The sequence below is a fragment of the Candidatus Rhabdochlamydia oedothoracis genome, from assembly GCF_019453995.1.
In the GTDB taxonomy this organism is placed as follows: Bacteria; Chlamydiota; Chlamydiia; order Chlamydiales; family Rhabdochlamydiaceae; genus Rhabdochlamydia; species Rhabdochlamydia oedothoracis.
In genome coordinates, this window is record NZ_CP075587.1 from 679,624 (window position 1) to 690,326 (window position 10,703).

Below are 10,703 nucleotides of genomic sequence, written 5' to 3' on the forward strand. Positions count from 1 at the left end.
ATGACTAATTAGATCGGCTGCTTGTATTTGAATCCTCTGAGTTAAAAAATCCTTTGCAATGTTTAGCTGTCCAAAGATTTCCATAGTTCGAGCTTGAATACCAACAGCTCTAGAGCGCTCTGCTAAGATTCACCTTTATCGATAATTCGACAAGAAAGGCCATGCCGAGCAGCTTCTGCTGCTGCCATTAGCATTCCTAGTTGGTCCAGCTCCTATATAACCAACACACCTCAATTAAATCGCTCAATGATGGTTTATAACATCTCTGTAGCTAAAGCAGCTAATTCAGAGCGCTCTGTGCGATCCAAGAAAATATGACCGTAAATAGGGTGTTCCTTAAATCTACCTACCGTATACGTCAAAGCGTTAGAGTCTTTATCTAAATAAGGATTGTCTATTTGAGTAGGATCTCCGGTTAAAACCACTTTTGTCCCTTGACCTGCGCGAGAGATAATGGTTTTTACCTCATGCGGTGTTAGATTTTGTGCTTCATCGATGATAATATACATATTGGGAAGCGTGCGCCCACGAATATAGGTTACCGCTTCCATTTCAATTTTTTTACTTTCCATAATCCATTTTTGCGTTTCAGCAGAATTCGCTGAGCCTGTTGATTCACATAAAAATTCTAAGTTATCGTAAATAGGCTGCATCCAATGATAGAGCTTTTCTTCTTTGCTACCTGGAAGATACCCAATATCTTTTCCTAATGGCACAATGGGCCGACTCACGAGAATTTTTTTATGATTCCCATCATCAAAAATCTTTTTCAAACCCACGGCTAAAGCTAAAAGGGTTTTTCCTGTCCCTGCAGGACCCATAAGGGTTACTAATTTGATATCATCGCGCAGCAGCAAATCTAAGGCACATTTTTGTTCTATATTCAGAGGATGGACACCCCAGATATCTCTTGGCAACTTTAGTAAAGGTTCTAGCTGTTTGTTTTGAGAGTTGTATTTGCACACAGCAGATGACTGCTCTTTTGAGCTAATCAAGCAATATTCATTGGGATACAAATCAGGCAAATCAATTGGCAGGACCCCATCTTTATAAAATAGATCTAGATTTTTCTTACTCATGTCTAATTTACGATACCCTTTATAGATATTTTCGTAAGAAAATCTTAAGTTAATATAGTCTTGTGATTCTATCCCTACAGCTTCTGCTTTAACGCGCACAATAAAGTCTTTAGAAATAAGAGAAACCGGGACACCTTGCTCCTTTAGTTTAAAAGCACTGAAAACAATTTTATGAGCACTGCGATCCAAAGAAAAAGGAAAGGCTTCTCGATCTGCAAATTTTGTATCCATTTGCACTTTTACTAAAATATCATTTTCAATAGAGACTCCTTGCGCCAGTTGACCTGGATGAGCATTTTTTAACCCATCGATATAACGTAAAACATGACGAGCATTCTTTCCCAATTCATCGGAAAATCTTTTCATTCCATCTAGTTCCTCAAGAACGGCAAGAGGGATTACGACATCATTATTATGAAATTTAATGATCGCATCAGGGTCATGTAAAAGAATATTGGTATCTATGATAAATGTTTTACGAACCACTTGATTTCTCCTTTAGTGCAGGTTAAAGTGCAGCATAGCGTGCTCTTTTACTAGACTCAACCTAATTTTTTTAACTAAATTATAAGCATTTTATTATTAATATCTTATGAAACAAGATCAGCAATTAGACATTTCGAGTGCTAAATTCTTGACGCTGAACTTGAAAATCGCTTATAATGGATTTTGTAATTGAAGGAGAAATTTATGAACATTAATCAGAAAATGCTAAACATACCCCCTTATATATCTACCTCTTGGAAAAATGTAGCTGCTTTATATGTTGATAATCAGCAGAATAAGCCCATTCTTAGCATTGCTCTTCTTAATGGAACTTGTATACAAATTCCCAACTTGACGCCTTGTGTTCTAGAAGAGATTTTTTCTATGCACTCTAAATATTTAGAGCAAGAGCAATCTCTATGCAATAAAGAAAAAAGAACTTTGCCAAAAGGAGTGCTAGGAATCATTCCTGGGATTGAGCTCGTCAATACTTCTGAATTAGCTGAGGATTCTGAGTCCTTCCAGAATCTTACAACCTTTTTAAAGACCTTAAGTGCTTCCTTTAAAGGAATATTACCTGGAATAGACTTGCTTCTCCAACATAACTCTCAACTAACAGAAGCCCCTCTTCTCTCTAAGGATATTTTAGAACATATTTTTTCCTTTTTAAAATCTTTAGATGATGAATCCATGCTAAATGGTTTGCTTACTAAACCAGAGCATCCTCATTGTAACTGCCCTTATTGTCAAATCAGTCGTTTTGCTCAAAATAAAACAGAAGAGCTTGAAGAAGAAGTATCTGATAAAGATTTAAAATTCAAAACTTGGGATATCGAGCAGACAGGTGATAAGTTATTTGCTGTAACAAACCCTTTTGATGCAAATGAAAAATACAGCGTATATATTGGTGATCCTATCGGATGTACTTGTGGAGAAATGCGTTGTAAACATATTCATGCCGTGTTAAGTGTAGATATTGCTTAGAGCCTGTTTAAAATCTTCTCATTAAGGTATAATGATAGTTTTCATAAAACCTTTGGAGGTAGTTATGACCCGCTCTTATCCAAGCGATATTTCTCGTAAACAATTTAGCAAAATCCATCTAATACTTGAGTCTACACGCAAAAAAACACGTCCACGAAGAGTTCATCTATATGATATTTTTTGTGGAATTTTGTACATTTTAAAAAGTGGTTGCCAGTGGCGTATGTTACCCATAGAATATCCTAAATGGGAATTATGTTATTATTATTTCCCTCTTTGAAATAAAAAAGATGATAAAAATTCTAAGAGTACTCTTGAAATAGTTTTAAAAAAAATGGGTTGGCGAGGTCAGAAAAAGCAGTGGTCGGAAAGAGAAAACAAGCTTTGTAATTATTGATGCTCAAAGTGTTAAAAATACTGATACAGCGGAAAAGATAAGGATATGATGCAGGGAAAAAAATATCAGGAATAAAAAGACATATAGCAGTCGATACCCAAGGGCTTCCTCATGCGATTCACATTACCACCGCTAATATCACTGACAGAAATGGGTGTATAGAAGCATTTTCACTACATAAAAACCATTTGTTCGGTGTAAAAGATGTTTTAGCAGATGGAGGATATTCTGGAGAAAAATTTGCAAAGAGTGTGCAGGAGATATTAAAATGTATAGTAGAAATAGCCAAAAGAAATACACTTCATACTTTTACAGTTATTCCCAAAAGATGGGTTGTAGAGCGTTCTTTTGCGTGGATAGAAAAATGTCGCAGGCTATGGAAAAATTGGGAAAGAAAACTACATACAAGCCTGAACATGGTGGTTCTTGCTTTTATTGCTCTACTTTTGAAAAGATTTTAAACAGGCTCTTAAGCTTAAAATTAGTTTAAATCATATATTTTCTTGTAAATGTTTTGTCATACTCGATAAATTTGTGGTATGAAAAAACAATTCTTCCTAGAATACGACTAGATTATTATGATCAGGAGGAATGTAGTAGCATGTCTAAGTATTTTAAGTTTTTTTGCGCATCCTTGTGCGTTTTTTCCTTCCATGTACTTTTTGCAGATGGATTTGCACAAGAAGATGTATTTAATGATTCTCTACCAGCTGTTCAAAATTCTGAAACTCCCTCAATTTCCCTTTCAACACAGCAAGAATCATTTGAACCTTTTACCGGTAAAGTAACAGGAAGAAAAGTCCGATTACGGTTAAATCCAAGTTTAGAAAGCGATGTGGTTGCAGAAATGCAAGCAGATGAGCTCTTATCCATTAATGGAGAAAAAGAAGATTTTTGGGTGGTCTCCCCTCAGAAAGATTTTAAAGTATATGTCTCTCGTAAGTATGTACTGGACAATTTTATAGAAGGCAATCGCGTCAATATTCGCTTAGAACCAAGTGTTGATGCTCCTAGTGCCGGTTTCTTCGATCATGGCTATGCTGTAACCAATCCCTCGATTTCTTCTAAAGATCAAAAGTGGTTTAAAATTGATTGTCCGCCACAAGTACAATTTTATGTTGCAAAGCAATATATAGAATATGTAGGCGGTCCCGAAGTAAAAGAGCAATTCGATTTACGTGTTGCTACAGCAGAACAAAAACTAGCTTCCGCAAATCTACTTGCAAAATCAGACCTCCATAAAAATGTAGATGAAATCGACTTCACAAAGCGAATAGATGCCTATAATGAATTAATCCATGAATATAAAGATATTGCTGCTGTTTCTGAGCAAGCTAAAGAGGCTTTAGTAGATTTTCAAGAAAAATATCTGCATAAAAGAATCCAATACTTAGAAGCTCTGCAAACCCAAGATACTTTCTCTGATACAGAAGATGGTAGAGCTGATGCAGATAATACTGTTTGTACTAACCAAACCGATAAGATGAAGATGTGGGAACATGTAGAAGAAGCTCTTTTCTTAACTTGGACCAATATGAACTACAACAAAAATATGCAAGACTACTATAAAGAGCAACAAATAACGGCTAGTGTCGTTTCCGGAATTGTTGAGGCTTATAACTCTGCTGTTAAAAACAAACCCGGTGATTTTATCCTACGCGATAAAGATATTCCTGTTGCCTATGTATATAGTACCATTGTCAATTTACAGGATCTAGTGGGCAAAAGGGTTTCTCTTGTTGCCACGCCACGCCCTAACAACAACTTTGCTTTTCCTTCTTATTTTGTTTTAGACGTTAAGTAATCTCAAGAAATAAAAGGAGCTTATACGAGCTCCTTTTTTGATATAAAACTTAAGTTTTACTAACAAAAGATCTATTCCTATCAGACAAAATTATAAAAATCAGTAAATTGATATCCAGTCTTTTCAAGTTTGAAGTGCACAGAAGAATTAAAAAAAGAATAGGCAGGCGATGAAAGAATCTCTATTGTGATTTTTAACAATCAAACACAAGGAGAGACCTTGCCTAAAGGCTACCATCACCTAACCTATGACCAAAGATGTCAGATTTATATTTTAAAAGCTAGAGGAGATACATCTAGCTCAATAGCAAACATTCTAAAAGTTCATCATAGCACTATTAGTAGGGAACTTAAGAGAAATAAAGGGCAACGAGGATACCGTCATCAGCAAGCTCAAGAAAAAGCATTTCTTAGAAAAAATTCTCAGCCCAATAAAAAAATGACTCCTCAAATAGTTACCCGTATTGAAGAAAAAATCAAGTTGCAATGGAGCCCTATACAAATATCCGGATGGCTTAAAAGACATGGTAAAGAACATGTTAGTCATGAGACCATCTATAATCATATCTGGAAAGATAAACGACAGGGAGGACAGCTTTATAGAGAGCTCCGTCATCGAGGGAAAAAATATAACAAGCAGAGAAAGGGAGCTTCTGGAAGAGGGAACATGCCTGGTCGTATAGATATTAAGCAACGGCCTTGTATTGTAGAAAAAAAGACTCGTTTAGGAGACTGGGAACTAGATACAGTCATAGGGGCAGGACATAAAGGCGTAATTGTATCAATGGTAGAAAGAACTTCCAAGCTAACTAAGCTCGCCAAAGTTTCTCATAAAACTGCAGAGGAAGTAAGTCAAGCGTTAATTGAACAACTTAAACCTATCAAAGATTTTGTACACACATTAACAGCAGACAACGGAAAAGAATTTGCCTATCACCAAATGGTTAGTTTCGAGCTAGAGACAGACTTCTACTTTGCAACGCCCTACCATTCTTGGGAAAGAGGCTTAAATGAGCATACAAACGGACTAGTTAGGCAATATTTTCCTAAAACACAAAGCTTTTTAGATACGACTTCCAAGGATATAGAAAGGGTGGAAACTTTACTAAATAACAGACCTAGAAAGGCTCTCAACTTCGAAACTCCACTAGAAGTGTTTACGAGATTATCTACAAACATGCTATGCTCGGGTGCACAATAGATGTTTTTTCAAGTATTTATATGTTCTTTTTTGTGCACTTCAAGGTTGAAAGGGCCTCCAATATTTAAAAAAATTGAATGGGTAAAAAAAGGGGTTTTGTGATTCACTGTAAGAGTCTGTTTGAAATCTTTTAAATAAGGCATAAAGATAGTTTTCACAAAACATTTGGAAGCAATGATGACCCGCTCTTATCCAAGCGATATCTCTCGTAACCAATTTAGCAAAATCCATCTAATACTTGAGTCTACACGCAAAAAAACACGTCCACGAATAGTTGGTCTATAGTGGTTCCGATTCAATCATATAGAAAAATATTTGTTTTGTGTTAAGCTGTTGAGCATGAAAAAACTGATCCCTAGTCAGATAGCTGACTTAGAACACAAATTAAAGCGTCCAAAAAGACTATTCTGAACGGAATAGGCTTTGTGTAATCTTGGGCTATGATGAGGTGTAATAGACAAGACTTAAATTGACACTTAGTGGTAAATAGCAAAGAAAAACAGCTTTTGCAACTAAGGCATCATGCCTTGGTTGTAAAAGCAGAACCAAAGTGGTAATTTATGAATATAGCAATAGAGAGAAAAGTGATAAAAAATAAACTAGGCCTTTTAAAATTAGCAAAAACGCTAGGAAATGTATCTCAAGCATGTAAGCACATGGGATATTCAAGAAAAAGCTTTTATACATACAAAGAGCTTTATGAAAAAGGCGGAGAAGCCGCATTACAAGAAATCTCTAGAAGGAAACCCTGCCCAAAAAATAGAGTGGAAGAAAAAATAGAAACTAGCGTATTTGCATTTGCTATAGAAAAACCTGCATATGGACAGATCCGAGTTTCCAATGAGATGAAAAAGAAGAGAATTCTTGTTTCTCCTGGAGGGGTCAGATCGATATGGCTAAGGCATGATCTAGAAACATGTAAGAAGAGACTAAAGGCGTTAGAAGCAAAAGCAGCTCAAGATCAAGTGATCTTTACAGAAGATTAATTAAGAGCGCTTGAAAAAGCTAAAGAAGAAAAAGAAGCGCATGTTTTCTGTTTCCTGAATGGTTTTTTTCTTTGATATAAAAAGTTCTTTGGTAAGTTCTATGGGTTGCCTGGATCGATCTATCTTAGGCCCTTTCAACCTTGAAGTGCACAAAAAAGAACATATAAATACTTGAAAAAACATCTATTGTGCACCCGAGCATAGCATGTTTGTAGATAATCTCGTAAACACTTCTAGTGGAGTTTCGAAGTTGAGAGCCTTTCTAGGTCTGTTATTTAGTAAAGTTTCCACCCTTTCTATATCCTTGGAAGTCGTATCTAAAAAGCTTTGTGTTTTAGGAAAATATTGCCTAACTAGTCCGTTTGTATGCTCATTTAAGCCTCTTTCCCAAGAATGGTAGGGCGTTGCAAAGTAGAAGTCTGTCTCTAGCTCGAAACTAACCATTTGGTGATAGGCAAATTCTTTTCCGTTGTCTGCTGTTAATGTGTGTACAAAATCTTTGATAGGTTTAAGTTGTTCAATTAACGCTTGACTTACTTCCTCTGCAGTTTTATGAGAAACTTTGGCGAGCTTAGTTAGCTTGGAAGTTCTTTCTACCATTGATACAATTACGCCTTTATGTCCTGCCCCTATGACTGTATCTAGTTCCCAGTCTCCTAAACGAGTCTTTTTTTCTACAATACAAGGCCGTTGCTTAATATCTATACGACCAGGCATGTTCCCTCTTCCAGAAGCTCCCTTTCTCTGCTTGTTATATTTTTTCCCTCGATGACGGAGCTCTCTATAAAGCTGTCCTCCCTGTCGTTTATCTTTCCAGATATGATTATAGATGGTCTCATGACTAACATGTTCTTTACCATGTCTTTTAAGCCATCCGGATATTTGTATAGGGCTCCATTGCAACTTGATTTTTTCTTCAATACGGGTAACTATTTGAGGAGTCATTTTTTTATTGGGCTGAGAATTTTTTCTAAGAAATGCTTTTTCTTGAGCTTGCTGATGACGGTATCCTCGTTGCCCTTTATTTCTCTTAAGTTCCCTACTAATAGTGCTATGATGAACTTTTAGAATGTTTGCTATTGAGCTAGATGTATCTCCTCTAGCTTTTAAAATATAAATCTGACATCTTTGGTCATAGGTTAGGTGATGGTAGCCTTTAGGCAAGGTCTCTCCTTGTGTTTGATTGTTAAAAATCACAATAGAGATTCTTTCATCGCCTGCCTATTCTTTTTTTAATTCTTCTGTGCACTTCAAACTTGAAAAGACTTTATTAAAAACCTCGCTAATTTTACGAAACAAAAAATCCATGATTTTTTTATTTTTAGCATCAGGATTATCAATAAACTGACTGGAAGGACCTAAAGATACAAGATTTACAGAAGAAGACATTGTTTTCTTTCCTATAGGTTAGCTCTAAAATAGAAAAGCAATAGAGTAGTAAAAATTCAATTAATAATCATTAATTAGCTTTATCTTTTTTGGCTTGTGATCTTCCAACCAGACCACGGGCTTAACTTACACCACTCTTTTAGAGTTCTAGTACATATACCGTATTCTTTTTCGATTACAGCTTTTGCAATGCCTGAATGAATAAGATCTAGAATCTGTTGTTTTTTTTGTTCTGATGAATCAGTTTCCTCTTGAAAGAAGCGATATGGTTGGTAACGCAGGTGATATTTTATTTTTCTCCGAGGAAGTGATTCCTTAACTGAATTAGGTATTTGTTTTTTCTCGGCTTTATTTAGTAAAGCTTCAAATTTAGCATCTCCTTCATTTATAAACCTTGCTAAAGGTGAGAAATAAATAAAGGGGTGGGGATCTTTGAGGATTTTATCGACTTCGGCTTCGATCTGATTAAAATTAAGCGATGATTCTTGTTCGTTTAGGATACGTTCTTGAGGGTTTTTAGTAAAGAGTGCATGAGAACTCAAAATACATTTTTTTGTAATAGTCATAATAAGAACTCTTGAAAGATTGTTATCTTTCCATATGTATATTATTGTATAATTACAGTCAATTTCTATTAATTATTTTAATTTATAAAATATATTATTAACTGCTGGAAAAGAAGAAAATAATCTTGCAAAAACTGAGGAATTATAGAGCTAAGAAAACTCATTCTGATTTTCTTAGCTCTAAGTAATGCTGGAGTATTTTCATATCAGGGCTTACGCATGAAGAATTTCCTTTGCACCTACTAGATCTAATAAATAATCTTTACGACATGATGCAATGAAGCGCCGTTTACGTAAACTGACCTTGCTTGTCTTATCTTTTTGTAAAAGATTCAAAGTAGCCCGTCGGGCTATAGATAGATTTTCAGCTCCATTTCCTTTTCTAACACGACTTAAATCCTCTCGGAAATTAACATCAAGTTGCCAATGCAATTTGTTTTCGATGCTCCAGTGATTACGCACTTCCTTTGCAAGACGTTCTGCGTTAGCAGGTAGAATTGAAATAAAATACCGAATTTCACAGCTATTCCTCTCTTGCGATTTCTTCTGTACTTTTACGCATATCAAGCTATGCAGCTTCTTCCAAATCTGACGCTGAGGTAACCAATCTAATTTTTCAGTCGCCCATACTTCTCTTATCTCACTACGTCCTCGAGTATATTTTTCAGACCGCCAATAATCACAGCTAGCTTCTTCCGGTATAACGTCCTGTGCTTGTTCAAAAAAGTTATGAGCTTCTGCATGTAATTGGTCTTGACTGCCTTTAAGAGCAATAACATAATCTCCTCCCTGGGAACAAATCTGTTCTATGAACCTATCTTGAATTGAATATAAATTTTCGCTATGATACCAGATCTTTTTATTTTTTAACTAAAGACAGATGACATGAGCAAGCAAGGATTAAATGAAGAACAGTTTAAAATACTCGAACCTCAAATGGAAAAATGGGTAAATCGTAACCATTATGGAAGAAAATTAGCGCCATGGAGACCTGTAGTGAATACTATTTTCTGGGTGCTTCGGACAGGAGCTCCTTGGAAAGATGCACCTAGAAACAAGGAGTTTTCTCATCCCTCAACAGCACACGCATGGCTTGGAAGAATGCAATCTGCTGGATTTTTAGATCAATTTTTAGAAGAGCTGCTTAAGCTTGCCGAACAGCTGGGGTGTATTGATGCCCAGAGACTCTCTGTAGATGGTTTTTTTTTCCAGCGGACGCGGAGGAGGAGAGCAAGTTGATTATGGCTACAAAGGTAAAGGCGTGACATCGCATTTACTGGTAGAAAAATCAGGAAAGCCTCTTGCAATCACTTTTACATCAGCATCCGGGGATGAGAAAAAACAAGTGATCCCTCTGCTTAGGAAAGTCATTCCCTTCATTAAAAAAGCATGGAATCAGGGAAAAGTACCCATACTTGAAGCAGATAAAGGTTATGACTCAGAGCAAACACGTATCGATGTTCTTTCCCATGAGGTTTTTCCTCTGATAGCTCGGAAAAGAAACACTAAGGGATATAAGATAAAAGGCATTTGCTACCTTGAAAAGCAACGTTGGGTCGTTGAGAGAACGATTTCTTGGTTAAAGACATGCTTCCGTCGTCTTACAGTGCGCTGGGAAAGAAAGGCAATATATTGGAACGGACTATTAATGTTTGGACTACTGGGATATTGGATGAATTTCTTAAGTCGGCAAGTATCTTTAAAACAGTAAATTTAATTCAAGATAGGTTCATACTCGTTTACATTCAAATTAAGAGGTTGAATATATAAACGTTTTTATAAAAAGAATAACCTCTTCTTGCAAGATAGAGC

10 protein-coding genes and 3 pseudogenes are annotated in these 10,703 nt (G+C 36.0%); 8 read left to right on the top strand and 5 right to left on the bottom strand.

Going from position 1 to position 10,703, the window contains the following annotated elements; all coding sequences use genetic code 11:
• Positions 1–254: 254 nt before the first annotated feature.
• Positions 255–1,565 (bottom strand): PhoH family protein, encoded by a 1,311-nt coding sequence (locus tag RHABOEDO_RS03800; protein WP_215217161.1) that lies wholly within the window; start codon positions 1,563–1,565, stop codon positions 255–257.
• A 204-nt stretch (positions 1,566–1,769) separates the two neighbouring features.
• On the opposite strand from RHABOEDO_RS03800, the gene RHABOEDO_RS03805 reads away from it, so the two are divergent.
• From RHABOEDO_RS03805 to RHABOEDO_RS03825, 6 genes and pseudogenes are all read left to right on the top strand, one after another.
• Positions 1,770–2,549, top strand: a complete 780-nt coding sequence (locus tag RHABOEDO_RS03805) for a hypothetical protein (RefSeq protein WP_215217160.1) — start codon at positions 1,770–1,772, stop codon at positions 2,547–2,549.
• Between the two features lie 64 nt (positions 2,550–2,613).
• Positions 2,614–3,407 (top strand): annotated as a pseudogene (locus RHABOEDO_RS03810) (IS5 family transposase).
• 140 nt (positions 3,408–3,547) lie between these two features.
• Positions 3,548–4,750 carry an SH3 domain-containing protein gene (locus RHABOEDO_RS03815; protein ID WP_220017792.1) on the top strand — a complete coding sequence of 401 codons (1,203 nt, stop codon included), beginning with the start codon at positions 3,548–3,550 and terminating at the stop codon, positions 4,748–4,750.
• A 186-nt stretch (positions 4,751–4,936) separates the two neighbouring features.
• Positions 4,937–5,950 carry an IS30 family transposase gene (locus tag RHABOEDO_RS03820; protein WP_215216525.1) on the top strand — a complete coding sequence of 338 codons (1,014 nt, stop codon included), beginning with the start codon at positions 4,937–4,939 and terminating at the stop codon, positions 5,948–5,950.
• A 177-nt stretch (positions 5,951–6,127) separates the two neighbouring features.
• Positions 6,128–6,232, top strand: a pseudogene (locus RHABOEDO_RS10745) (IS5/IS1182 family transposase); the annotation flags it as partial.
• Between the two features lie 278 nt (positions 6,233–6,510).
• Positions 6,511–6,933, top strand: a pseudogene (locus tag RHABOEDO_RS03825) (helix-turn-helix domain-containing protein); the annotation flags it as partial.
• Between the two features lie 186 nt (positions 6,934–7,119).
• On the opposite strand, the gene RHABOEDO_RS03830 reads toward RHABOEDO_RS03825, so the two are convergent.
• The 4 genes from RHABOEDO_RS03830 to RHABOEDO_RS03845 form a co-directional block, all read right to left on the bottom strand.
• Positions 7,120–8,133 carry an IS30 family transposase gene (locus RHABOEDO_RS03830; RefSeq protein WP_215216525.1) on the bottom strand — a complete coding sequence of 338 codons (1,014 nt, stop codon included), beginning with the start codon at positions 8,131–8,133 and terminating at the stop codon, positions 7,120–7,122.
• A 24-nt stretch (positions 8,134–8,157) separates the two neighbouring features.
• Complete coding sequence (locus RHABOEDO_RS03835) at positions 8,158–8,325, bottom strand: hypothetical protein (protein WP_215217793.1); 168 nt, start codon at positions 8,323–8,325, stop codon at positions 8,158–8,160.
• Positions 8,326–8,405: 80 nt separating this feature from the next.
• Positions 8,406–8,891: a hypothetical protein gene (locus RHABOEDO_RS03840; protein WP_215217792.1), complete on the bottom strand. Its 486-nt coding sequence runs from the start codon at positions 8,889–8,891 to the stop codon at positions 8,406–8,408.
• A gap of 213 nt (positions 8,892–9,104) precedes the next feature.
• Positions 9,105–9,746 (bottom strand): ISAs1 family transposase, encoded by a 642-nt coding sequence (locus tag RHABOEDO_RS03845; protein ID WP_220017872.1) that lies wholly within the window; start codon positions 9,744–9,746, stop codon positions 9,105–9,107.
• A gap of 30 nt (positions 9,747–9,776) precedes the next feature.
• Here RHABOEDO_RS03845 and RHABOEDO_RS03850 point away from each other — a divergent pair, with 30 nt between their 5' ends.
• Together RHABOEDO_RS03850 and RHABOEDO_RS03855 are read left to right on the top strand one after the other, a co-directional pair.
• A complete protein-coding gene (locus RHABOEDO_RS03850; RefSeq protein ID WP_215217041.1) occupies positions 9,777–10,130 on the top strand; it encodes a transposase in 354 nt (117 codons plus the stop codon).
• Positions 10,087–10,602 carry a transposase gene (locus RHABOEDO_RS03855; protein WP_215216393.1) on the top strand — a complete coding sequence of 172 codons (516 nt, stop codon included), beginning with the start codon at positions 10,087–10,089 and terminating at the stop codon, positions 10,600–10,602. The genes RHABOEDO_RS03850 and RHABOEDO_RS03855 overlap by 44 nt, the downstream gene beginning before the upstream one ends.
• The last annotated feature ends 101 nt before the right edge of the window (positions 10,603–10,703 follow it).

What these genes read in the sequence shown, in the direction of transcription:
- RHABOEDO_RS03815 (WP_220017792.1), top strand. Translation starts at nt 3,548, where the DNA reads ATGTCTAAGTATTTTAAGTTTTTTTGCGCATCCTTGTGCGTTTTTTCC.
- RHABOEDO_RS03805 (WP_215217160.1), top strand. Translation starts at nt 1,770, where the DNA reads ATGAACATTAATCAGAAAATGCTAAACATACCCCCTTATATATCTACC.
- RHABOEDO_RS03835 (WP_215217793.1), bottom strand. Translation starts at nt 8,325, where the DNA reads ATGTCTTCTTCTGTAAATCTTGTATCTTTAGGTCCTTCCAGTCAGTTT.
- RHABOEDO_RS03850 (WP_215217041.1), top strand. Translation starts at nt 9,777, where the DNA reads ATGAGCAAGCAAGGATTAAATGAAGAACAGTTTAAAATACTCGAACCT.
- RHABOEDO_RS03840 (WP_215217792.1), bottom strand. Translation starts at nt 8,891, where the DNA reads ATGACTATTACAAAAAAATGTATTTTGAGTTCTCATGCACTCTTTACT.
- RHABOEDO_RS03855 (WP_215216393.1), top strand. Translation starts at nt 10,087, where the DNA reads ATGGTTTTTTTTTCCAGCGGACGCGGAGGAGGAGAGCAAGTTGATTAT.